Origin of the sequence: Amycolatopsis sp. AA4, from assembly GCF_002796545.1 — a bacterium.
Lineage (GTDB): Bacteria > Actinomycetota > Actinomycetes > Mycobacteriales > Pseudonocardiaceae > Amycolatopsis.
On sequence record NZ_CP024894.1, the window covers coordinates 1 to 23,161 of the forward strand.

The following is a 23,161-nucleotide window of genomic DNA, read 5'->3' on the forward strand; positions in this document are numbered from 1 at the left end:
GGCGGGCGGTTCTGTCGGCAGTTGCAGACATGCAGCGGGCGGAAGGTTTCTCCGCAGCTGTCCCCAGAGTTGTCCCCAGGGTTGTCCACAACTCATCGCGCCTGTGGACAACTCCCTTCGGCGGCCCGGATCTGTCGGGGTGCGTCGTTACTGTCGGAGGCATGGCAGTTCTTCGGCTGTTCCTCCTTTTCCTGATGGCACCCGTGCTGGTCGCGCAGGCGGTCCGGGTGCGTCGGACGACTCCGCGGCTTCCCGGCGCCACGGGGCCGGTCGAGGGCTCTCTCGGATCCGGGCGACCGCTGCGGCTCACCGTCATCGGCGAATCGACGGTGGACGGCGTCGGCGCGCTGACCCACGCCGACGCGCTCACCGGGCAGCTCGCGGTGGGGCTCGCCCGCGCGTATCCGGACCGGGAGGTGCAGTGGCACGCGCTGGGCATCACCGGCGCGTCCGCGCGGGTGGTTCTCGACGAACTGGTTCCACGCGTCCGGGCGGTGGACGTCGTGGTCGTCGTGCTCGGCGTGAACGACACCCTGGAGCTGCACTCGGCCGCGCGGTACCGAAGGGATCTGCTGGCGATCGTCGTCGAGGTGCGGCGAAGGGCGGGCGACGTGCCGATCGTCCTCGCGGGCGTACCGCCGCTGGCGAGTTTCCCGTCCCTGCCCCGGCCGCTGCGGGACGTGCTGGGCGCGCGGTCGGTCGCGCTCGACCAGGCGGCGCGCACTCTGACGCGGCTCCCCGGGGTCACGCACATCCCGTTGGCGCCGGGATTGCTCCGTGCGGGAATGTTCGCCGCCGACCGTTTCCATCCCGGCCCGGTCGGTTACCGCGCCTGGGCGGCCGCGCTCTCGGAGGGATTACCGATCGTCACTGACGGTTGGCATCCGGGGGAGGTGACGCCGCCGTCCTGACCGGCAGGTTCGCAAAAATCCCAAAAACTTTGGCGCTCCGTGTATCTAGGCGCACCCTGGATGCGTCCTATAGGGCGAACCAAGGAAAGGGAGGGCCACATGCCTGCGGATCAGAAGGACGAGCGGCAGCCGGGAACCACCGTTCCGCCCGTCAAGACGAGCCCCGCGCCTGGGGCTAACCAGGGTGTGCAGCCGGACGGCAACCACGAGCCGTTCGACGACACCGGCACCGCCAAGTAGCCAGACGGGCGGCGCCCGGGAGCCGAGGGGGCTGCCGGACGTCGTCAGCCGGAGGGGTTCGGGGAGGAACTCTCCTCCGGCGGGGCCCGAAAGGGGAGCGGGCTCCCCTGGGGGCGGGAAGTACCGGTCGGCACGCGGAAGAGCAGCCGCTGCCGTCCGGTACGCACCCGCGCGACCGGCGACCTGCTCGGCAGAAGGGGGCGAGCAGGCCGTCGGCCGCTGCGACGCGAAAGACACTCGACAAGGACCGGCCGCCGCCGGTCCGGCAACGCGCTCGGCGCGGGTCTGGGGGACCCGGCTCCGGCCAGCCGGGTTCGGAGGGGACCCGGCTGGGCCGCCGAGCCCGCCGGAGGAGCGGAACGGCCATTCCTGGCTGGACTGGTCCGACGGGCTGGCGCGGCGGGACAGGCTCGGGGAGGGGCCTGTTCGGCTGGCGGGCTTTGCGGGCTGGTCCGGCGGAACTGGCGAACGGGTCTTGCTGACTTGTCGGGCTGAGCGGATCTCGGGGAGGGGTTCGCGAGGGCGACGGGTTGCGCGGGGCCGGTTCGGCGGATCGGCTCGCGGGCTGGTGCGGTTGGGCGGATTCGGGGAGGGATCTGTTCGGCTGGCGGGCTTTGCGGGCTGGTTCGGCGCAACCGGCGAGCGGGTCTTGCTGACTAGGCGGGCTGAGCGGATCTCGGGGAGGGGTTCGCGAGCGCGACGGGTTACGCAGGCCGGTTCGGCGGAACGGGCGGCTCGCCAGCCCGTCCGACCCAGCGGACTTCGGGGAGGAGTTCGCGCGTCAGACGGGTCGCGCGGGTCGGTCCGGATGGAGAGTTGGCTCGCGGCTCGGTTCGGCGAGGCGGGTTCGGGGAGGAATCCGCCCAGCCACATCGAGCCGGTGAGCCGACCCTCCGGAGTGGGGCAGCGGCTTCCGGGCCGGTGCGAGGCGGATTCGGGGGAGGGATCCGTCGGCCGAACCGGTCCGGCGGGGCGCGATGGGTCGTTTGGGGGACTCGTCGCGTCCGGACGGAGCTGTCGGGACACGGCCGTGCTGGAGGGGGAGCCCAGCCGGTCGTGTCCCGGCACCACGCCGGAGCAGCATCCCGCTTGACCTGCGCAAACCCCACAACCGAACAGCACGGAACCCGCACCGGAAGCCGCCCCGCCGGGCGCCACGAAAAAACTCACCCGAAAAAAGTCAGAGATTCATGTATCCCAGACCCAGTTGCCCGCTCCTCAACCAAGAGCCCACCCACCGGGCACCCGTCGTGCCCCTGGACACCGTCCGCATCATCCGTTCCACCGAAAGAGCGCGCACCATTCACGATCGATCCGGTACCCGACCGGAGAGGCGACCCGCGACGGGCCCGGCCGTGCCGACACGACCGGAGGCTTGCTCGCCCAGGTCGGCCCACCTCCGGAGTGAGGCAGCTACGGTGACCGACGTGCACACCACCGAGGTAGACCCGCCCTGGGAAGGCCTGACCGGCGCCGACCTGCACGCCGCTTGCATGGAGGCGGCGCGGGGCGGCGATCGGCGCGCGATGGCGAAACTCGTCGACGAGCTGACGCCGCTCGTGTGGCACGTCGCGCGCGCCAACGGGCTCGACCGGCAAGTGGCCGAGGACGTGGTCCAGACCGTGTGGCTCGCTCTGTTCAGCCAGCTCGCGAAGCTGCGCGACCCCCGCGCGCTCGCCGCTTGGCTGATCACCACGACTCGCCGGGAGGCGACGCGTCCCTACGGCAGGCGGGCCCAGCCGGTGCCGCTGTCGGACGAGGTCGCCGCGACGCTGGAAAGCGATCATCCCGCGCCTGAGGAGGAAGCCGTCCGCGCCGACCGGGACCGCCGGGTCTGGCGCGCCTTCCTCCGGCTGCCCGCACGCTGCCAGGAGCTGCTGCGGCTGACCGTTCTCGCCGGCCGCGCCGAGTACCGGGCGGTGGCCGAGGCCATGCAGATGCCGCGCGGCAGCGTCGGGCCCACCAGGGGCCGCTGCCTCGACTCGATGCGGGATCTGCTCGCAGGAGAAGGGGGTGCCCGGTGAGCGACCACATCGGCAGGCCGGGACACGGCCACGCGGTTCCGGACGACGAGGCCATCCTGGCCGACATCGGCCGGTTCCTCGACGAAATCGACCCGCCGCCGGACGGTCTGGTGCAGCGGGTCCAGTTCGCGCTCGAGCTCGAGAACCTCGACGTCGAGGTCGCGCGCTGGGAACGGCTCGACGAACTGGCCGGCGTGCGCAGCACGGCGACCGGCACGATCACGTTCACCGTCAGCGACCTGACCGTGATGATCAACCTGACCAAAATCGGGAAGGTGCACCGGATCGACGGCTGGCTCGCGCCCGCGGGCGCGTACGACGTGGAAGTCCGGGTCGCCGATCACGGCACGTTCGCGACGGCGACCGACGAGGGCGGCCGGTTCGTGCTCGAACGCGTTCCCTGCGGAACCACGCAGATCCTCGTGCACCTCGGAGCGGGCCCGCACCGCCGCACCGTCGTCACGCCGACCGTCGTTCTCTGAGAAACCCGGACGGGCGTTATGGAGAGTGGCGGAGGTGTGCTCCCATAGAGTCCGTGTCCGCGCCCGTCCATGATCGAACGATCGCGGCGGCGACCGATCTGTACGCGCGCGGCCGGGCCGCCGCGTCCGACCAGCGGCCCGGCATCGCGGTGCGGTTGTTCCGCAGCGCGCTCACGCGGCTGGCGCGCGTCGCCGATCCGCTGCCCGAACACCGGCAGCTGCAGGCCCGCGTCCTGGTGAGCCTCGGCGCGGCCGAGGCCGAGGTCTCCTCCACCGACGCCGGTCTCGTGCACCTCGACACCGCGCGGCAGCTTCTCGACCAGCTCCCGGAAAGCAAGGCCGTCCGCGAACTGGGTTTGCTGGCCACCGGTCAACGAGCCGTGGTGCTGATGCGCGGCGGCCGGTTCAGCGAATCGCTGGCGATGTACGACGCCGTCATCCCCGGCATGGAGGCCGAGTTCGACGACGGCCGCCGGACGATGGTCGTCGTGCTCCTGAACCGGGCGCTCGTGCACATGGCGCTGAACCAGCCGAATGCGGCGCAGGCCGACCTCGAGCGCGCGCTCGGCTTCGCCCGCGAAAACGGGCACACCCTGCTCGAAGGCAAGATCCGGCAAAATCTCGGCGACCACGCGCAGCTCATCGGCGACGTCCCGCAGGCCCTCTCCAGCTACGAACAAGCCGCGCGCATCCTCGTTACCGAATCGCCCGGTTCGATCCCGCTGATCCGGCTCGACCAGGCCCGCGCGCTGCTCACCGCGGGCCTCGCCGACGAGGCGGGCAAGCATCTCGACGAGGCGCTGCCGGCGTTGCGGGCCAACGGATCCGGCCAGCACATCGCGGAAGCCGAGGTCGCGCGGGCCGCGGCCGCGTTGCTGGAGGGCGATTTCGCGTTGGCGCGAAAGTGCGCGTCCGACGCGCGGCGCCGATTTCTCCGCCGCGGCAATCGAACGTGGGCCGAGATCGCCGGTCTGGCGCGGTACCGGGCGGAAGCGCAGCAGGTGCTGTCGGACCGGGAAGGACGCTCTACCTCGCGGTTGCCCGCCGAACTCGTCTCGAGCGCCGAACGGCTGGCCGCGCTCGGGCTGCGGGACGAGGCGGCGGTCGCGCGGCTCTTCGCGGTCCGATTGCTGATCCGCCGCAAGGAAATCGCCGAAGCTTCCCTCGTGCTCAAGCACGTGCCCGCGCCGCGCGCGACGTCGCCGGTCGACCACCGGATGCTGTTCCGGTTGTGCCGGGCGGAATTGGCGGTGGCCGAGGACCGGCCGCGCGCGGCGCTCGCGCAGGCCCGCGCCGGACTGCGCGAACTCGGCACGATCCGCGACCGGATGGGCGGGCTCGACCTGTTGTGCGGCACGGCCGTGCACGGCGAGGAACTCGGCAGGCTGGCGATGCGGCTCGTGCTGCGGCGCGCGCGGCGGAACGCGGCGGGCGCGCGGAGGATGTTCGCCTGGCTCGAACGCACCCGGGCGCAGGTTTACCGGTACGAACCGCTGCCGGTGATCGAGGATCCGGTGCTGGCCAAGCACATGAACGAGATGCGGCACGTCCAGCGCACCATTCAGCGCGCCCGGCTGGAGGGCGAGCCGGTGAAGGCGCTGGAGCAGCGGTATGCCGAACTGCAGCGCGAGGCGAGCCGGCTCGGCTGGTACACGAGCCAGTGGGGCCGTCCGCGTCCGGTCGCGACGCCGGACGAGGTCGTCGTCGCGCTCGGCGACCGCGTGCTGGTGAGCTTGGTGCCGTACAACAACCAGCTGTACTCCGTGGTCGTCGACCGCGGGACGTTCCGGCTGCTCAAACTGGGCCCGCTGGACGACATCGTGGAGACCGCGACTCAGCTGCACGCCGACCTCGACGCGCTCGCGCCGGACCATCTGCCGCCGATGATGGCCGAAACGGTGTCCGCGTCCGCGCGCCGCCGGGCCGAGAAGCTCGACGCGCTGATTTCCGCGTCGCTGGTCAAAACTCTCGACGACCGCGAGCTGGTGATCGTCCCGATCGGCCAGCTCTACGCGATGCCCTGGGGTGCGTTGCCGTCGCTGCGCGGGCATCCGGTGTCGATCGCGCCCTCGGCGACCGCGTGGATCACCGCGAAACGTCCGGCGGAGGACGGTCCGGTGCTGCTGGCGGGCGGTCCGGGCGTGCCGGGCGCGGTCGGCGAGGTGAGCAAGCTGCGCTCGGTCTACCCGGACGCGCAGCTGGTCGAGGGCGACGACGCGACGAGTGCCACGGTCCTGACCGCGCTGGACGGAACCCGCTTGGCGCACCTGGTCGCGCACGGCGCGCACGAACCGGCGAACGCGCTGTTCTCCCGCGTCGAACTGGTGGACGGCCCGCTGTTCGCGCACGAGACGACCCGGCTCGCGAACCCGCCGGAGCGCGTCGTGCTGGCCGCGTGCGAGCTGGCGATGAGCCACATCCGGCCGGGCGAGGAAGCGCTGGGCTTCGCCGGAACGCTCCTGGCGAGCGGCTCGAAGACGGTCATCGGCGCGGTCGCGCGAGTCGGCGACCGGGCAGCGGCGGACACGATGGCGGACCTGCACCGCCGGCTCGCCGAGGGGACCTCGCCCGCGTTGGCCCTGGCGGAAGCGATCGCGGTGGACCCGATGCGGCGGCCGTTCGTGTGCCTCGGAGCTGGCTGAGCGCCGGGTCTCGTGAGCGGCTACGCCGGTTAGAACCGGCGTGCGCACTCACGAGCGGGTGCGAGGTGTCGGCTCAGCCCAGGAAGTCGGCCAGCGGGACCGGCGTCAGGCCGTCCTGCTTGGCCCGGGCGATGAAGGCTTCGTAGTCTTCCTTGAAGGTCTTGCGGAAGTGCATCAGCACGATGTCGCCCGGGCGGAGCTTGTCGCCGGACTGGAACTGGACGACGCCGTCGTTCACCGAGGCCGTCCACAGGACCGACGCGCGCATGCCGCACATCGCCGCGGCCTTCAGCGTGTTCTGGTCGTAGTTGCCGAACGGCGGGCGGAACAGCGTCGGGCGGATGCCGAGCGAGGCCTGGAAATCGTCCGCGTCGTCGCAGATTTCCTTTTTCTGGAAGTCGAGCGGTTTGCCCTTGAGGTTCGGATGGTTGACCGTGTGGTCGCCGAGCACCGCGCCGGTCGAGTCCAGGATGGCCTTGAAGTACGCCTCGTGGCCCTTCACGTACCGGTTGTTCAGGAACAGCACCGGATGCCCGCCGGACTGCTGGATCAGGCTCAGCGCCGAGGGGTCCTTCACCGCGCCGTCGTCCATCGTGATGAAGACGTACGGCTTGTCGGTCTGGATGCGGCGGACCACGGGGACCTTGCCGTCCTGGATCGGCGCGACCTTCTGCTGCACGGTCCCGAACGGGTACGGCCCGGGCGGCGGACCCGGCGTCCGGGCGCCCGGCGCGGGGTTCGCCTGTTCCGGGGGTTGACTCGAATCCGGACCGGAGCATGCCGAGAGCACGAGCAAACCGGCCAATGCCGCCGCCAGCAATCGCTTCGCCATGCCGCTTCCTTTCCCTCGGGGTCACCCGAGGGGATGACGTCTCTGCTCCGGTCTTCGTTGATCGTTGTGGTGCAACGCACCTCGGTCAGGCAGCACGCTCGCCTGCTTTCGCCAGCTTCGTGGCCAGGAGTCCGATCACCCCGCGCAACGCCGCGAGGGCGGCCGGACCCGTTCCGGGGATGCCTTCGGTGAACGAACCCGACCACCTGAGGTCCGTGCCGCCGGCGGCGTTCGGGGTGAACGCCACCTCCGCACGATAGTCGCGGACCGGGCCGAAACCGTCGAACGCGTAGCCGTGCCGTCGATCCGGTACGTATTCGACGGTCTTCTCGCGCAGGAGAACCGGCCACAATCCGACTTCCCGGACAGCGCCGACGCCGCCGTCGTCGCCCAGCTCCGCCCACCGGGCCTGCCACACGAGCGGCCGCGCCCACGTCGACCACCGCGGCCCGTCGCTTTCCAGCCGGAACAGCACCGGCGGGGCGGCGGCGCTCACGCGGTTGACCTCGAACGAGTACCTGCGACCCGCCATGAAAGCTCCCTGAAGACGTTGTTGACCGTGCGACAAATCAATCCCGGACGGCCCCGGTAGGTCAAGATGGTGCGGTGAGCCGCCCCGATTTCGCCGCGCCGCACTGGCTGACGCAGCTTCTGCGTTCCAAACCGGTTCCCATTCCGTGGAACATGGTCGCTCGCGCGGTGGTCGCGCTGGCGACTCCGCTGGCGGTCGCGTACGCGGCGGGCGACATCGCGGTGGGCGCGCTGATCTCCACCGGCGCGCTGCCGACCGTGCTGTCCGAGGCGGCCGGGGCCTACCGCTACCGCGCGCGACGGCTGGGCGGGGCGACGTTCGCGGCCGGGATCGGGTACCTCGTCGGGCTCCTGACCGGCGGCATGCCCGCCTGGTCGATCCCGGCGATCGTGGTCATCGCGGCGGTTTCCGCGCTCATCAGCGCCGCGGGCAGCAACGCTTCGGTGGCTGGGCTGCAGATGTTCGTCTTTTGCGTGCTCGGCACCGCGCAGCACGCGACCGGCGTACGCACCGAAGTGCTCTTTGGCTACTTCTGCGCGGGCGCTGGCTGGGGACTGCTGGTCGCGCTCGGCACCTGGACGCTCCGCGCGACGAGCCCTGAACGCACCGCCGTCGCGCAGGTCTACATCGAACTCGCGGCGATGCTGTCGGCGGAAGACGAACCGACTTCGCGGGTCGCGCGCCACCAGCTGACCACCGCGATGAGCACGGCGTACGACCGGTTGCTCGTCGCGCGCTCGTGGCTGTCCGGGAGAGACGCGGCGTATCGCCGGTTGCTGAACCGGCTGTCCGCGACAACGCCCGCGGTCGAGGCGTCGGTGGCGATGGTGAACGCCGGACAGCGCGCGCCGGACGAGGTGATCGACTACCTGACCCGCGTGGCCGCGTCAGTGCTCGCGAATCAGCCGCTGCCGCCCGCGCCCGAGTTGCGGGACGAGAACGCCGACGCGGTCGTCAGCGCGCTCTACGCCGGACTGGCGCGGATCGGGAAGCTCGACGACCGCAAGCGCCGCAAGAAAGTCTCGTTGCTGCGCCGCCTGCGCCAGTGGGCGAGCGGGTTGTCCGGCCCGCTGACCTGGCTGGCGACGCTGCGGCTCACGCTGTGCGTCGCGGTCGCCGAAGTGGTGGCGCTGATGGTGCCTTTCGAGCGGTCGTACTGGATCACGCTCACCGTCGGCGTGGTGCTGAAACCGGACTTCGGCTCGGTGTTCGGCCGCGCGGTGCTGCGCGGGATGGGCACCGTCGTGGGCGTCGGGATCGGCGCGGTGGTGCTGGCGTTCGGCGCGCGCGGCTGGGTGCTGGTGGTGCTGATCGCGGTGTTCGCCGGCGGGGCCGCGGTGGGGAAGGTGCGCAACTACGGGATGCTCGGCACGTTCGTGACGCCGCTGATCATCCTGCAGATGGACCTCGCCAACACCGGCAGCTGGCCCGTCGTGCTGGCGCGGCTGGTCGACACCGTGATCGGCTGCGTGATCGTGCTCGTCTTCGGCTACCTGCTGTGGCCGGGTTCGCGGCGGCCGACCGTCGGCGGACGGTTGGCGGACAGTTTCGACACGGTCGCCGAGTACGTCCGCACCGCGATGGTGCTGACCTCGACCGCCGAATCCCGGCTCGCCCGGTCGCGGGCCCGGCGCGCGGCGTACCGCGCGCTCGCGGACCTGCGGACGGCGTTTCAGCAGGTGATCGTGGAGCCGTCGCCGGCGGGACGGCAGGCGGTGGCGTGGTGGCCGGTGATCGCGGGGCTGGAGCGCGTGACCGACGCGGTGACCGAGGTCGGCGTGACGATCGGCGAGGGCGCCCCGGCGCCGTCGCCCGCGGACATCGAGCTGCTCACGGACGCGTTGGCGGAGCTGGCTTCCGCGGTCCGCGAGCAGCGGGACCCGGATTCCGTGCCGATGCCGGACAACCCCCGCCTCGCCGGGGTGGTGGACCAGCTCGGCTCGACCTTCGACGCGGTCCGCGGGCCGGACCTGGTGGAACGCTCGCCGCTGCGGCTGGTGCGCCGGTTCCTGCCGTACCACCGGCGCACCTGAGCCGGTCCGAAGCGCCCCAATGCCACATTGGGTGCGTGGGACGCACCGAATGTGGCGTTGGGTGCGTGGGATGCACCCAATGCCACATTGGGGCGCAACCGGGCCCAACCTGGAGGCGGAGGGTTACTGCTGTCCGCCGCCCTCGGGCTTCTCGCCGCCTTCGTCGTGCTTGCCGGTGACCTTGCCGAGCAGGTCCTTGGCCTTGTCGACGCCGCCGTCGATCTGCGAATCGTGGCCGCTGACCTTGGACTTCGCGAATTCAGCCGCCTTCTCGAGACCCTGCTCGAGCTTGCCGCTGTTCTCGCGCAGCGCCTCGGTCGCCTTGTTCTTGAGCTCGTCGAAGTTGATGCCCATCGAATGCCTCCCCGGGGTTGGGATTGAGAGGATTCAATCGTCACACACCAGGCGTTCCAGGCAAGTCAAGACACTTCGCCGAGTGCGACGGCCCCGTCCAGGCCGGTGATCCGGCCGCCGCGTTCGCCGAGCGCGACGAGGCCTTCGCGGGCGTCGGCGGCGGTGAGATCGATGCGGACGCCGGACAACGCCGCGTCGCGGGCCGCTTCCAGCGCGAGGGCGCCTTCGTGACCTGCGTTGATGGTCGCGGCGAGGCCTCCGGTCGAGGCGAGCGAACCGCGGGCCGCGCCGAGGCGGCCGAGTGCGTCGTCGACGATCGGGAGCAGGGCGTCGCGGTTGCCTTCGGTCATCGCGCGCACCAGGTCCGGCGACGATCCGGCCACGCGGGTGCCGTCGCGGAACGAACCGGCGGCCAGCGACATCGCGAGCGGGCCGCCCTGCGCGCCGACCGAGGCGAGGATCGCGGCGAACAGGTGCGGCAGGTGCGAGATCCGGGCGACCGTCTCGTCGTGCGAATCGGCGGGCAGCGGCACGGCGTGCGCGCCGACGTCCAGAACGAGCCGGGTGACCTCGGCCCACGCCGTGAGGTCGGTTTCCTCTTCGACGCCGACGACCCACGCCGCGTCGCGGAAGAGCATCGTGTCGCCGGCCAGCCAGCCGGAGTGCGAGGTGCCCGCCATCGGATGCCCGCCGACGTAGCGCGTGTACGGCGCGCGCCTGCGGACGGCGTCGAGCATCGGGCCCTTCACGCTGACCACGTCGGTCAGGAGGCAGTGCGACGCGTGTTGCGCGACTTGGCGCAGCAGGTTCTCCACCGCGGGCAGCGGCACCGCGATGACCACGATCGCGTCCGCGGCCGCCGCGCGTTGCAGGGCGGCTTCGGCGTCGGTGGTGACGTCGTAGCCGCCGCGGCTCGCCGCGTCAGCGTCCACTTCGGACACTGTGGTTCCCCATACGGTCCTGCCGCTCGCCGCGGCGGCTCGCAGCAGCGATCCGCCGATGAGCCCGAGCCCGATTACGCATACGTCTCGCACGGGGCCATCCTGCCAGTGCGCGCAAGCGGCTACAGGATCGCGGCCAGCCGGGTGCCCTGGTCGATCGCCCGTTTGGCGTCGAGTTCGCGGGCTTCGTCGGCCCCGCCGACGAGGTGCACCGGCACGTCGCCGAGCGCGTCGGCGAGTTCCCGCACGGATTCCTGGCCAGCGCAGACCACGACGGTGTCGACCTCAAGCAGCCGCGGTTTCCCGTCGACCGTGAGGTGCAGACCGGCGTCGTCGATCCGGTCGTAGGAGACGCCGCTGATCTTTTCCACGCCCTTCGCGCGCAGGGCCGCGCGGTGCACCCAGCCGGACGTCTTGCCGAGCCCGGCCCCGATCGGCGACTTCTTGCGCTGCAGCAGGTAGACCTGCCGCGGCGACGGTTCCGGCTTCGGCTTCGCCAGTCCGCCGGGCGCGAGCGCGGGATCGGTGACGCCCCATTCGGCCATCCAGGCGTCGCGATCCAACGCGGGCGACGAACTGTGCGTGAGGAATTCGCTGACGTCCACGCCGATGCCGCCCGCGCCGATCACCGCGACGCGTTCGCCGACCGGTTTGCCGTGCCGCACGACGTCGACGTACGAGAGCACCTTCGGATGGTCGATCCCGGGCAGCGCCGGGACCCGCGGCGTGACGCCGGTGGCCAGCACGACCTCGTCGAACCCGGTCAGGTCGGCGGCGGTCGCCCGGGTGCCGAGCCGCACCTTGACGCCGGTGACCTCCAGCCGCCGGGTGTAGTACCGGATGGTCTCGGCGAACTCCTCCTTGCCCGGAATCCGTTGCGCGATCCCGAACTGGCCGCCGATTTCGTCGTCGGCCTCGAACAGTTCGACGTCGTGTCCGCGTTCGCCGAGCGCGGTCGCGGTGGCGAGCCCGGCCGGCCCGGCCCCGACGACGGCGATCCGCTTGACCCGCCGGGCCGGCAGGAGATTCAGCGTCGTCTCGTGCCCGGCCCGCGGATTCACCATGCAGGACACCGGTTTCCGGCTGAACGCGTGGTCGAGGCAGGCCTGGTTGCACGCGATGCAGGTGTTGATCTCGTCCGTGCGGCCGGTTTCGGCCTTGCGGATCCAGTCCGGGTCGGCGAGCAGCGGCCGGGCCATCGAGACCAGGTCCGCGTCGCCGTCCGCGAGCGCTTGCTCCGCGACGTGCGGCAGGTTGATCCGGTTGGAGGTCACCACCGGCACCGAAACGTGCGGCTTCAGCTTGCCGGTGACCCAGGTGAACGCGCCACGCGGCACCGACGTGACGATCGTCGGCACGCGCGCTTCGTGCCAGCCGATGCCGGTGTTGATGATCGTGGCCCCGGCCGCCTCGACGTCGCGGGCCAGCGCGACGACGTCGCCCCAGCTCTGTCCGCCTTCGACGAGGTCGAGCATGGACAGCCGGTAAATGATGATGAAGTTCGGCCCGACCTTTTCCCTGGTACGGCGGACAATCTCGACGGCGAACCTGCGGCGCTTCTCCGCGGTGCCGCCCCACGCGTCGGTGCGCCGATTGGTGCGTTCGGCGAGGAACTGGTTGATCAGATAGCCCTCGGAACCCATGATCTCGACGCCGTCGTACCCGGCGTCGCGGGCCAGCGCCGCGCAATCGGCGAACGCGCGAATGGTGCGGTGCACGCCGTACGAGGTGAGCGCGCGCGGGCGGAACGGGTTGATCGGCGCTTTGCGGCTCGACGCGGAAACGCTCAGCGGGTGGTAGGCGTAGCGGCCGGCGTGCAGAATCTGCAGCGCGATCTTGCCGCCCTCCGCGTGCACCGCGCTCGTCAGCAGTTGGTGCTGCTTCGCCTCGGCGGGCGTGGACAGCTTCGAGGCCAACGGCAACAGCCAGCCGGTGCGGTTCGGCGCGAACCCGCCGGTGACGATCAGCCCGACCCCGCCGCGCGCGCGTTCGGCGTAATACTCGGCCAGCTGCGGAAAACGGGACGCCCGGTCCTCCAGACCGGTGTGCATCGAGCCCATCAGGACGCGGTTGCGCAGCGTCGTGAAGCCGAGATCGAGCGGGGACAGCAGGTTCGGGTACTCGGTCATCGTCCGTCCTTCTGGTCGGCCCGCAACGCGGTCAGGATTTCTTCCAGCCACTCGACCTGGCCTTCTTCGACCCGGATTCCGCCGCGCAGCACGAGGTACTGGTGCAGCGAACGGCCGCGGAGCCGGTCCGGGGCGGGGAAGTCACGCTTCTCGATCTGGTGGTACAGCTCGAGCCGCTCGGCGTGCGCGTCGCGGTGCCGGGTGATCTCGGCGGCGACCGCTTCGGGGTCGCCGAACGACGCCCCGCGCAGCTTCACCGCCAGCTCTTGCGGCCCAGCCTGCGGAGAGGGTTCAGCGAGCCAACGCCGCAACTCGACCCGGCCCGGCTCCGCGACGGTGTAGACCTTCTTGTCCGGCCGCCCGTCCTGAACCACGACGTCGACCGCGACCTGACCGGCCTCCTCCATCCGCTTCAGCACGCGGTAAATCTGCTGGTGAGAGGCACTCCAGAACAGCCCGATGGACTTCTCGAACCGGCGCGCCAGCTCGTACCCCGAGCCGGAGCGTTCCGAGAGCGAGACGAGGATCGCGTGCTCCAGTGCCATGCCGGACAGTGTCATATGCAACTAGGTGCAGTGCAACTGAGTGCAATCCAGGTCACCCGCAGAGGGGGCAAAACGGGTCGATCCACCCCGCGGAAAGAACCAAGATGGAGGGGTGGATCCGGTTCTCGAACTGCTCGCCGCCCGTATCGCCGAAGGCAGCGTGCCCGGGCGGCGGACGGACGGCCGTCGGCTCGCGCTCGCCGTCGAGGGCGGGAGCAGTCGGGGCACGTATTCGAGCGGGATGGTGCTCGCGCTGGAAGAACTCGGGGCCGCACTGGCCTTCGACGACGTTTACGGGGCCTCCGCCGGTGCGCTGAACGCCGCGTGGTTGTTGTGCGGGCGCTCGCGGACCGGCGTGCGGACCTGGTGGAACCCGGCTGTCATGCGGCGGATCATCAACCCCTTGCACACCCTTCGCGGGCGCGCGGTGATCGATCTCGAGTATCTCGTCCACCAGGTCTACTCGGTCCTCGAACCGATGGATTTCCCCGCGATCCTGGCGAATCCGGTCGGCTTCCATCCGCTCGCCACCGACGCCGACACCGGTGAGTCGACCGATCTGCGGCCGTTCATCGAGGACGTCGACGGGATCAAAACGGCGCTCGCGGCGTCGTCGTGCATGCCGGTGCTGGCCGGGCCGCCGATCGCGATGGGCGGGCGGCGGTTCGTGGACGCGGGGATCGCCGAGCCGCTGCCGTTTCGTACCGCGTTGGCGCAGGGGGCGACGGACGTTCTGGTGTTGCGCACCCGGCGCGAGGACGAACATCCGGTGCCGCCGCCGCGCGTGCAGGACGTCGTGGTGCCGCGCTTTCTCCGTCGCCACGCGCCGGGTGCCATCGATGCTTGGCGCACGCAGTATCACCGGGATCTGGAGGACGAACGCCAGTTGCGGGAAGATCCGCGGCTGGCGAGTGTGCGGCCGCCCGCTGGGGCACCGGATGTTGTTGTGCTGGAACGGGATCCGGCGGTGCTGCGCCGTGCGGTGGAATTGGGGCGGGACGCGGTTTACGCGGCGTTGGAGGGCCTGCGCCGGGCGTCCTGAACCGGCCGGGTCCCTCGCAAGAGCTACCCGAGGTGTCCGTTCTCGAGGGATTTCCGCGGTCTCCGTGCTGCCTAGCGTTCGGTGCATCGAGCGAAAGGACGCACTGACATGGATTCCCAGACCGCGAACCCCGCAGTCGGATGGCGGAAGTTCCGTTTTCCGTTGTTGATCGTGGCAATGGCAGCGCTCATGGTGGCCGCCGGAGCGTTGAACTCCGCATTGACCGGCCTCGGGGTGCTGGAGTTCGCGATCGGCGTCGGCACCGCGGCCGCGGCGCTGTGGTGCTATCTCCGGCTGAGCCGGGTCGTGGAGCAGCGGCCGGTCGCCGAGTTGTCGCCCGCCAACGCACGTGCGGGGGTGCTGCGCGGAATGGCGATCGGTGCGGCGGCCTTCGTCGCCACCATGCTGCTGGTACTCATCTTCGGTGGCGTGGACGGGTTTTCCGGCGGTTCGTTCTGGGGTTTCACGGCGACGGCCGGGCTGATGGCGTCCGTCGCGGTGACGGAGGAACTGCTTTTCCGCGGAGTGCTGTTCCGCATCGTCGAACGGTGGCTGGGCACCTGGGGCGCCTTGGCCCTGTCCGCGATCCTCTTCGGTGTCGCGCATCTGGTGAACCCGGGCGCTTCGCTGTGGGGCGCGCTCGCCATCGCGGTCGAGGCTGGCCTCATGCTCGGCGCGGCCTACGTCGCCACCCGCACGCTGTGGCTGCCGATCGGCCTGCATTTCGCGTGGAATCTCGCTGAGGGAGGCGTTTTCGGCACCACGGTGTCCGGCGCGGACGGCGGGGCCGGCAGCCTCCTGCATACTCTGCTGTCCGGTCCGGACGTGGTGACCGGCGGGGCGTTCGGTCCGGAGGCGAGCATTTTCGCCGTGCTGGTCTGCGCCGTGCCGACGGTCTTTTTCCTTCGCTCGGCCGCGCGCCGGGGCCGGATCGTGCCGTTGCGCGGGCGTCAGTCGCGATCGGACACCAGTCCGGTCCGGTAGGCCAGCACCACCGCCTGGACGCGATCGCGCAGGTCGAGTTTGGCCAGGATGCGCGACACGTAGGTCTTCACGGTTTCGATGCTGAGCACCAGTTCTTCCGCGATTTCCGCATTGGACAGTCCGCGGGCGAGCTGGACGAGCACCTCCCGCTCCCTCGGCGTGAGGTGTTCGAGCGGACCGGGACCGGCGGCCGAGGCGGGGCGGATCCGGTCGGCGAACTGCCCGATCAGGGCGCGGGTCACGGTCGGCGCGAGCAGTGCTTCGCCGCGGGCGACCGTGCGCACCGCGTTGACGAGTTCGGCCGGTTGCGCGTCCTTCAGCAGGAAACCGCTCGCCCCGGCGCGCAGCGCGGAGAAGACGTACTCGTCGATGTTGAAGGTGGTCACCACGAGCACCTTCGCCGGATTCGCCGAGCCGGGGCCGACCAGCCGCCGGGTCACCTCGATGCCGTCGAGGAACGGCATCTGGATGTCCATCACGATGACGTCCGGGCGCAGCTTTTCGGCGGCGGCGAGCGCGGCGGGACCGTCTTCGGCCTCGCCGACCACCTCCAGGTCCGGTTGCGCGCCGAAGATCGTCACGTAACCCGCGCGGATCAGCGCTTGGTCCTCGCACACCAGCACCCGCACGCGCTCGGTCATGGCTCTCTCCTCGCTGGAATCCGGGCGTGCACCCGGAAACGGCCGTCCGGTCCGGCCCCGGCGGTGAGTTCGCCGCCGACCTCCCGGACCCGGTCTCGCAGGCCGTCGAGTCCGCGTCCGCCGGACAGCCCGTCGGCGGTTCCCGGCGTGGTGCCTTCGGTCGTCACTTCGAGGTCGACCTCCTCCGGCCGATTGCCGATCCGGACCGTCGTCGGTCGTCCGGTGGCGTATTTGACGGCGTTGGTCAACGCCTCCTGCACCACCCGGTAGGCGGTGAGCCCGGCTTCCGCGGACAGTTCCGGCCGATCTCCTTCTTCGGCGAACTCGATTGGCTGTCCGCCGATCCGGGCCCTGCGCACGAGGTCGGACACCGAACGCAGCGACGGGGGTTCCCGGTCCGGGACCCGCTCGCCGGTCGCTTCGAGCACTCCCAGCAGCGAACGCAGTTCGCGCAGCGCCTCCCGGCCGGACTCGCCGATGCTGCCCAATGCCTCGGTGACCCGCGCCGGAGACTCGACGAGGACCTGAGCGGCGCCGGACTGGACGACCATGGCGGTCACGTGATGGCTCACCACGTCGTGGAGTTCCCGCGCGATCCGGGCGCGTTCGGCCGCCGCGGCGGCGTCGGCTTCGAGCCGCCGTCGCTGGGCTTCCGCGATTCGCCGGCCGCGGACGAGCCCGCCGATGACCGCCGCCGCGGCCAGCGCGGCGTAGAAGACGACCGCGTCGATCGGGCGTTCGGGCGAGCCGCGCAGCCGCAGGACGAGGTAGAACACCGCGTAGACCGCGGAAGCGCCGAGCGCCAGCGGGATCCGGAACCGGCGCTGGTGCGCGCCCGCCGAGTAGAGCGCGAACACCAAGGCGAGGCCGCCGAAAGTCGCGTCGTAGCCCAGGGATTCGTAGCAGGCGAACGACAGGCCGGTCACCGTCAAGCACGCCGCGGGCCAGCGCGTGCGGACGGCGAGCGGCACGGTCATGCCCAAGGTGAGCAGCACCGATCCCGCGTCGGGCGCGCGGGACGGCAGGCCGCCGAAAGTGGTGCCGATCAAGGAAAGCGGCGGCGTGAAAGCCAGAACGGTCACCAGCGCCGCGAGCCATCGGTCGGCTACCGCGGCGTCGCGCACGGCTCTGCTGATCCACTCCGCCGGGCGCGTCGACATGTCCGCAGCCTAGTGCTCGCGCGGAAACCCCTGTCAGTCCTGCGGTTTGCGGGCCACGCCGCCGATCACCCGCGACTCCGACGGAGTCTTCGCGAACAGCGTGCCGGCGTCCGGATGCCACGCCGGCGCGTACACCAGTCCCGGTTCGAGCAGCGGCCAGCCGCCGAAGAACCGTTCGAACTCCGCCTTCGTGCGCAGGATGCCCGGGTTGGTGGTCGACTCGTAGTACTTGATGATGTCGACCAGCGCCTGGCGTTCGTTGTCGTCCACCGGGTTTTCGTTGGTCATCTGGGAAAGAATGAGCAGCGATCCCGGCGCGAGCTGCTTGCGGTAGAACTCGAGGATGCCGTCCGGGTCCTGCTCGTCCTTGATGAAGTGCAGCACCGCGTTGACGATCAGCGCCACCGGCTTCCGGACGTCGATGACCGCCGAATCGGCGACCCGGTCCCACAATTCGGCGGGCTGCAGGAGGTCGGCGGCCATCGCCTGGTGCCGGTCCTCGTCCGCGGTGTCGGCGAGCAGCACCTGCGAATGCGCGAGCGCCACCGGCTCGTTGTCCAGATACAGCACGGAAGTGTCGTGTTCCGGGCGCTCGTCGTCGGCCACCTCGTGCACGTTGCCCGCGGTCGGCAGGCCGGACCCGATGTCGACGAACTGCCGGATGCCCTCGCGCACGCTCTGGCGCACCGCGCGGCCGAGGAACTGCCTGCTGGTGCGGCAGTACTCGCCGATCAGCGGCAGCCGTTCGCGCACCTTCTCGGCGAAGACGCGGTCGATCGCGTAGTTGGTGGTGCCGCCGATGAAGTAGTCGTAGACGCGGGCCGCCGACGGCCGGTCCAGACTGGCTTCCACCGCGCGCAGTGCTTCGTCCTGTGTGCTCATCGCCGTCCTCACGCTCGCCCTGGCGCTCATGCTAACCATGGCGCCGCGTTCAGCTCGGCCGGTAGGACTCCCGGTAGGCGTTGACCGAAGCCGTCAGCTGATCCATCGCGGCGCGCATCTTGGCCAGTTCGGCGTTGTCCAGGTTCATCGCCGCTCCGACGTGCGGCGGGATCCGTTCCGCCTTGGCGCGCAACGCGGTTCCCTCGTCGGTGAGCCGGATCCGGACCGAGCGCTCGTCGTCGGACTGGCGTTCGCGCTTGATCAGCCCGGCCTTCTCCAGCCGCTTCAGCAGCGGCGACAGCGTGCCGGAGTCGAGGTTCAGCGCGGCTCCGAGCTCCTTGACCTGCTGTTCGTCCTGCTGCCACAGCGCGAGCATCACGAGGTACTGCGGATAGGTCAGGTCGAGCGGTTCGAGCAGCGCGCGGTAGAGCGCGGTGACTGCCCGGGAGGCCGAGTACAGGCCGAAGCACAGCTGGTCGTCCAGCAGCAACGAGCCGGTTTCTCCGGTGTCTGGGCTGGTCATCGGCGGCCTCCCTGGGGTTTCTCGGTGCCAGCTCTCCATCCTCTCTCGGCTGCGCGAGAAGGGCAACTCAAGTGCTCCAGATCTCATTGAGTGTCATTTAGTTGTGCACAACTTAGTTGCGAGCTATGTTGGTGCGGTCCGACCGATCCGCTACCGGAGGAAGCCATGACCGCGAACCCGCAGAACCTCGTCCTCGAACCGGCCGCCCAGGCGTTCGCCGAGGCCACCGACCAGCCTCCGTACCTGTTCCAGCTTCCGCCCGCCGAGGGCCGCAAGGCGGTCGACGGCGTCCAGGACGGCGACGTCGAACTCGCCCCCGCCGACATCGAGACTCTGACTGTCCCGGGTGGACCGAACGGCGACGTCGAGGTCCGGATCGTGAAGCCGGAGGGCGGCACCGGCGCGCTGCCGGTGCTCGTCTACCTCCACGGCGCGGGCTGGGTTTTCGGCGATTTCCACACCCACGAGCGGCTGGTCCGCGAACTCGCCGCCGGCACCGGTGCGGCAGTCGTTTTCCCGGAATACAGCCGTTCGCCCGAGGCTCGTTACCCCGTCGCGATCGAAGAGAACTATGCCGCTGTGAAGTGGGTTGTCCAGCACGGTGCGGAGAAGGGGCTCGACACCACGCGAATCGCGATCGCGGGCGACTCCGTCGGCGGAAACATGACCGCGGCGCTGACGCTGATGGCGAAGGAGCGCGGGGACGTGAAGTTCCTGCAGCAGGTGCTGTTCTACCCGGTCACCGACGCGTCCTTCGACACCGAGTCGTACACGAAGTTCGCCGAGGGCTACTTCCTCAGCCGCGAAGGCATGAAGTGGTTCTGGGACCAGTACACGACCGATGAGGCACAGCGCGCCGAGATCACCGCTTCGCCGCTTCGCGCCACTGTGGAGCAACTCGCCGGACTGCCGCCGGCGCTCGTGATCACCGGCGAGGCCGACGTCCTTCGCGACGAAGGCGAGGCGTACGCCGCGAAGCTGCGTCAGGCGGGCGTTCCGGTGACGGCGGTTCGGTACCAGGGCGTGATCCACGACTTCGTGATGGTGAACGCGCTGCGGGAAACGCACGCGGCGGAAGCGGCGATCACCCAAGCGATCACGGTGTTGCGGGGCGCGTTCGGCAATTGAGTCGTCGCTGATTCCGGGAGGCGCCACGGGACGCCGATTCTCGTCAATTGCCGAGAAAATGGAGCCTTTCGCGTCAGCCGACTCTGGCCAGATTCGGCTGTAAGCAGGGGCCAGGGTGCTACGCGCTACGGCAAGCACGATCCCCCCGCCGCTGCTCGAATGTCAGGAGACGCACCTGATCAGGAACGAACGGGCAATCCTGAGATTCCGCTGAGTTCGCCGCAGCCAGTCTGGCGTGATCGATGTCACGTGATCACAACGCGAATGGCCCCTCAAACGTATCTACAGCAGCGGGTCCCGCCTTCCGGGCGCGCGATCGGTCCTGGAGGTTTTCCCGTGCACCTGAGCGCAATCAGGTTGGATTCGCCCGTCATGCTCGCGGTCGTCGGCGTGCTCGCGCTCCTCGGGGTCATCGCGGTGCCGTGGTTCTGGGACAAATGGCGCAAGCGCAAGCAACTCGGCCGCAGCGCCACGGTGCTGGTCGCGCTGTGCCTCGTGATCGTGACGCTTGGCTTGACCGGCAACATGATCGGCGGATTCTTCCCGACGCTCGGCTCGCTGCTCGGGACCGGCGCGTTCGCCGCCGAGGGCATCGACGTCGAGGGCGGCGACAACGGCGTCGACCTCGGCCGGGCGCGCGACCTCGGCGTCGCGCACGCGCGGGTCGGCAAGGGGACCATCGCGCACGTGACGGTGACCGGACGGCGCACCGGCCTGACCCGCGACGTGACGGTTTACCTTCCGCCGCAATACTTCCAGCATCCGTACAAGGCGATGCGGTTCCCGGCGATCATCTGGATCCCGAACTACCCGTCCGGCCCGGAGGTCACCACCGCGCCGATCGGGTACCACCTGCCCGAACAGCTGGACTCGGCGATCTCGAAGCATCTGCTGCCGCCGGTGATCGTGCTGATCCCGGACCCGACCGGAACGCCGAAAATCGGCCACGACACCGAATGCGTCGACGAGGTCAACGGAAGTCCCAACGACACGTACTTGTCGGCGGACGTCCGGGAATGGGGAATCCAGCGTCTCGGCCTCAATCCGGACCGGCGCGCGTGGACGATCGCCGGCTGGTCGTCCGGCGGCTATTGCGCGCTGAACCTCGTGACGCGGCATCCGCAGTGGTACGCGCAGGCGGCGAGCGTGAGCGGCTACGAAAAGGCGCAGGTGGACGGCGAGACCGAGAACCTTTTCCGCGGCCGCAAGGACATCGAGGACGCGAACAACGTCAAGATCAACGTCCGGCAGCACCCGGCCCCGCTGGAACTCCTCGCGATCTCCGGGGAGAAGGAACAGAACGAAAGCCGCGCGGTCGACCAGATGCGGGCCGCCGCGCAGCCGCCGGTGCAGTTCACGACGTGGCGGATCCCCGACGCGGGGCACAACATGAACACGTTCAAGGCGCAGCTGCCGGACGTCCTGACATGGATCGGGCAGCGGATCCCGGGACCGTCGGCTCCCGGGCCGCGGGCCGACGTGACCGGCGGGGTGAAGCCGTGGCCGTTGCCGAGTACGGGTGGGCGGGGTGCGTTGACCGCGGCGGAGCAGTGACGTTCAGCGGATGCCGGGAAGGTGCTTGACCACTTCGGTGACTTGCCCTGCGGCGGTTTCGTAGCCGACCGAGCGGGGATTCTCGGTGAGGACCGTGACGAGGTACCGGTTGTCGTCGACCAGGCCGGTGGAGTGCAGGATCCGCCCGGGATTGCAGCAGGACCAGCCCTGTTTGACCGCCCAGGAACCGGGGCCGAGGGCGTCCGGGATGCCAAAATACTGCCGGAAACCGTCGGCGCCGTTTTCGGTGGCCTCGCGGAGCGCCTGGAGAATCGTCTCGCGGTGCGGGGCCGGTGCGCGGTCCATCAGGTAGCGGTAGACGCGCGTGATGTCGGCGGCGGTGATTTCCGTGTCGCCCCAGCGTCCCGGGTCGTGCGGCGGCTTGGTTTCGGCGAGGCCCATTTCGGCGACCGCGTCCCGGACGATGCTCGTCTCGCCGCCCTCGACCCACAGTTTGCTGGCGGTGTCGTCGTCGCTGCGGGACAGCATTGCCCGCACGGTTCCCGGACTGCTGCCGCGATCGAGCGCGTCGAGGGCGATGAGGAGTTTCACGAGGGACGCGGAGGTATAGCGCCGATGCGCGTCGACGGAGACCGGGGTCGTCCCGGTGGCACGGTCGTAGACGACCACGCTGACGTGCCCCTGCGGGACGAGCGCGCTGAGTTCGGTGCCTTGCTGGGGTGCGGAGCTGCCCAGACCGGGGCCCGGGGAGCCCGAGCCGGTGGCCGGGGAGAGGACGCCAGGCCCGGACGTCGACGGCCCGGCCGCGGTGACCACCTGCCGGTGCGGCTCCGCCTCGGTGGCCAGAAACGCGAGCACCGCACCGAGAACGAGGCCGAGCAATAGCAACGAGTTCGCCCTGCGCATGCCCCGACTTCCCCGATCGCCTGATCAGGGTTCGCCGAACGGGACGGTTGTGTGGGATGGGTCTCGGTACCGGCCGGCACGCGTGACGCTCGGCCGCGCTGCGGGCAAGCGGTGGTGGATCAGACCACGACGAGCCGTTCCACCAGCAACTCGATCCGCTGTTCGGCGAGTTCCCTCGGCAGCCGTCCCGCGCGGGTCAGGGTCGCGATCCCGTGCAGGGACGCCCAGAACAGCTCGGTGAACAGTCCCGGGTGGACCCCTTCTCCGGCGACCTCGCCGAGGGTTTCCAGCAACGCGGCGAAGGCGTCCTTCAGCGGTTCCGGGGTGTCTTCCTGCGCGAACGCGAGACCGCCGTCGAGCTGGAAAATGGCGTCGTAGACCGCCGGGTGGTGCTCAGCGAAGTCGAGGTACGCCCGGGCGAGCGCGGTGGCCCGGGCGCGCGGCCCCGCCACGGCGTGGGTCGCGGCTCGCACCGCCGCGGCCAGTTCGGCGGCTCCCTCGAGGGCGACCGCGCCGATGATCTCGCGTTTGCCGCGGAAGTGGCTGTACAGGACGGGTTGGCTGTACTCGATGCGCTCGGCCAGCCGCCGGGTGGTGACCGCGTCCCAGCCTTGCTGTTCGGCGAGTTCGCGGGCCGTCGCCACGATGAGGCGCTCGCGTTCGGCCTGTTCGCGCTGTTTCCGGGTGTGTACTGACATAAGCCGACTCTAGCACT

General features: G+C 70.3%; 22 protein-coding genes. 10 read left to right on the top strand and 12 right to left on the bottom strand.

The window, feature by feature from the left end; translation table 11 throughout:
• The first annotated feature begins 161 nt into the window (after positions 1–161).
• The 5 genes from CU254_RS00005 to CU254_RS00020 all read left to right on the top strand — a co-directional run bounded on the left by CU254_RS00005 (position 162) and on the right by CU254_RS00020 (position 6,299).
• Complete coding sequence (locus CU254_RS00005) at positions 162–911, top strand: SGNH/GDSL hydrolase family protein (protein ID WP_100266670.1); 750 nt, start codon at positions 162–164, stop codon at positions 909–911.
• Positions 912–1,010: 99 nt separating this feature from the next.
• Positions 1,011–1,151: a hypothetical protein gene (locus tag CU254_RS42815; protein ID WP_159396472.1), complete on the top strand. Its 141-nt coding sequence runs from the start codon at positions 1,011–1,013 to the stop codon at positions 1,149–1,151.
• Positions 1,152–2,569: 1,418 nt separating this feature from the next.
• Positions 2,570–3,175: an RNA polymerase sigma factor gene (locus CU254_RS00010; RefSeq protein WP_009071544.1), complete on the top strand. Its 606-nt coding sequence runs from the start codon at positions 2,570–2,572 to the stop codon at positions 3,173–3,175.
• On the top strand, positions 3,172–3,657 hold the full coding sequence (locus CU254_RS00015) for a hypothetical protein (protein WP_037712051.1): 486 nt from the start codon (positions 3,172–3,174) through the stop codon (positions 3,655–3,657). The genes CU254_RS00010 and CU254_RS00015 overlap by 4 nt, the downstream gene beginning before the upstream one ends.
• A 53-nt stretch (positions 3,658–3,710) precedes the next feature.
• Entirely contained in the window at positions 3,711–6,299 is a 2,589-nt protein-coding gene (locus CU254_RS00020) for a CHAT domain-containing protein (protein WP_037712054.1), read from the top strand.
• Positions 6,300–6,372: 73 nt separating this feature from the next.
• On the opposite strand, the gene CU254_RS00025 is transcribed toward CU254_RS00020, so the two are convergent.
• The gene (locus tag CU254_RS00025) at positions 6,373–7,131 is read right to left on the bottom strand and encodes a polysaccharide deacetylase family protein (RefSeq protein WP_009071551.1); all 759 of its coding nucleotides are present in this window, start codon (positions 7,129–7,131) and stop codon (positions 6,373–6,375) included.
• Positions 7,132–7,216: 85 nt separating this feature from the next.
• Positions 7,217–7,663, bottom strand: coding sequence for an SRPBCC family protein (locus CU254_RS00030; RefSeq protein WP_009071552.1), 447 nt, complete (start codon positions 7,661–7,663; stop codon positions 7,217–7,219).
• A 74-nt stretch (positions 7,664–7,737) separates the two neighbouring features.
• Here CU254_RS00030 and CU254_RS00035 point away from each other — a divergent pair, with 74 nt between their 5' ends.
• Positions 7,738–9,696, top strand: coding sequence for an FUSC family protein (locus CU254_RS00035; protein WP_009071553.1), 1,959 nt, complete (start codon positions 7,738–7,740; stop codon positions 9,694–9,696).
• Between the two features lie 123 nt (positions 9,697–9,819).
• Here the strand turns inward: CU254_RS00035 and CU254_RS00040 are convergent, their stop codons facing one another.
• The 4 genes from CU254_RS00040 to CU254_RS00055 form a co-directional block, all read right to left on the bottom strand.
• Positions 9,820–10,050: an antitoxin gene (locus tag CU254_RS00040; RefSeq protein ID WP_009071555.1), complete on the bottom strand. Its 231-nt coding sequence runs from the start codon at positions 10,048–10,050 to the stop codon at positions 9,820–9,822.
• 65 nt (positions 10,051–10,115) lie between these two features.
• A complete protein-coding gene (locus tag CU254_RS00045) occupies positions 10,116–11,084 on the bottom strand; it encodes a prephenate dehydrogenase (protein WP_009071557.1) in 969 nt (322 codons plus the stop codon).
• A gap of 29 nt (positions 11,085–11,113) precedes the next feature.
• Positions 11,114–13,120 carry an NADPH-dependent 2,4-dienoyl-CoA reductase gene (locus CU254_RS00050; RefSeq protein ID WP_009071560.1) on the bottom strand — a complete coding sequence of 669 codons (2,007 nt, stop codon included), beginning with the start codon at positions 13,118–13,120 and terminating at the stop codon, positions 11,114–11,116.
• Positions 13,117–13,665 (bottom strand): PadR family transcriptional regulator, encoded by a 549-nt coding sequence (locus CU254_RS00055; RefSeq protein ID WP_037716323.1) that lies wholly within the window; start codon positions 13,663–13,665, stop codon positions 13,117–13,119. The genes CU254_RS00050 and CU254_RS00055 overlap by 4 nt, the downstream gene beginning before the upstream one ends.
• 112 nt (positions 13,666–13,777) lie before the next feature.
• Between CU254_RS00055 and CU254_RS00060 the strand changes: the two genes are divergently transcribed.
• Positions 13,778–14,707: a patatin family protein gene (locus CU254_RS00060; protein WP_037712057.1), complete on the top strand. Its 930-nt coding sequence runs from the start codon at positions 13,778–13,780 to the stop codon at positions 14,705–14,707.
• Between the two features lie 108 nt (positions 14,708–14,815).
• Positions 14,816–15,691, top strand: coding sequence for a CPBP family intramembrane glutamic endopeptidase (locus tag CU254_RS00065; RefSeq protein WP_009071564.1), 876 nt, complete (start codon positions 14,816–14,818; stop codon positions 15,689–15,691).
• Here the strand turns inward: CU254_RS00065 and CU254_RS00070 are convergent.
• From CU254_RS00070 to CU254_RS00085, 4 genes are read right to left on the bottom strand one after another with little or no spacing between them, the layout of a single operon-like run.
• Positions 15,658–16,332, bottom strand: coding sequence for a response regulator transcription factor (locus tag CU254_RS00070; RefSeq protein ID WP_009071565.1), 675 nt, complete (start codon positions 16,330–16,332; stop codon positions 15,658–15,660). The two genes, CU254_RS00065 and CU254_RS00070, sit on opposite strands and share 34 nt — an antisense overlap.
• A complete protein-coding gene (locus tag CU254_RS00075) occupies positions 16,329–17,492 on the bottom strand; it encodes a sensor histidine kinase (RefSeq protein WP_009071567.1) in 1,164 nt (387 codons plus the stop codon). Before CU254_RS00075 ends, CU254_RS00070 begins: the two co-directional genes overlap by 4 nt.
• A gap of 33 nt (positions 17,493–17,525) precedes the next feature.
• On the bottom strand, positions 17,526–18,374 hold the full coding sequence (locus CU254_RS00080; protein WP_037712062.1) for an SAM-dependent methyltransferase: 849 nt from the start codon (positions 18,372–18,374) through the stop codon (positions 17,526–17,528).
• A 49-nt stretch (positions 18,375–18,423) separates the two neighbouring features.
• Positions 18,424–18,897, bottom strand: a complete 474-nt coding sequence (locus CU254_RS00085; RefSeq protein WP_037712064.1) for a MarR family winged helix-turn-helix transcriptional regulator — start codon at positions 18,895–18,897, stop codon at positions 18,424–18,426.
• Between the two features lie 165 nt (positions 18,898–19,062).
• Between CU254_RS00085 and CU254_RS00090 the strand changes: the two genes are divergently transcribed.
• Together CU254_RS00090 and CU254_RS00095 are read left to right on the top strand one after the other, a co-directional pair.
• The gene (locus tag CU254_RS00090; RefSeq protein WP_009071573.1) at positions 19,063–20,025 is read left to right on the top strand and encodes an alpha/beta hydrolase; all 963 of its coding nucleotides are present in this window, start codon (positions 19,063–19,065) and stop codon (positions 20,023–20,025) included.
• Between the two features lie 336 nt (positions 20,026–20,361).
• Positions 20,362–21,579 (top strand): esterase family protein, encoded by a 1,218-nt coding sequence (locus CU254_RS00095; protein ID WP_037712066.1) that lies wholly within the window; start codon positions 20,362–20,364, stop codon positions 21,577–21,579.
• A 3-nt stretch (positions 21,580–21,582) separates the two neighbouring features.
• Here the strand turns inward: CU254_RS00095 and CU254_RS00100 are convergent, their stop codons facing one another.
• Together CU254_RS00100 and CU254_RS00105 are read right to left on the bottom strand one after the other, a co-directional pair.
• Positions 21,583–22,446, bottom strand: coding sequence for a hypothetical protein (locus tag CU254_RS00100; RefSeq protein ID WP_009071577.1), 864 nt, complete (start codon positions 22,444–22,446; stop codon positions 21,583–21,585).
• 119 nt (positions 22,447–22,565) lie between these two features.
• On the bottom strand, positions 22,566–23,144 hold the full coding sequence (locus CU254_RS00105; RefSeq protein ID WP_009071579.1) for a TetR/AcrR family transcriptional regulator: 579 nt from the start codon (positions 23,142–23,144) through the stop codon (positions 22,566–22,568).
• Between the last annotated feature and the right edge of the window lie 17 nt (positions 23,145–23,161).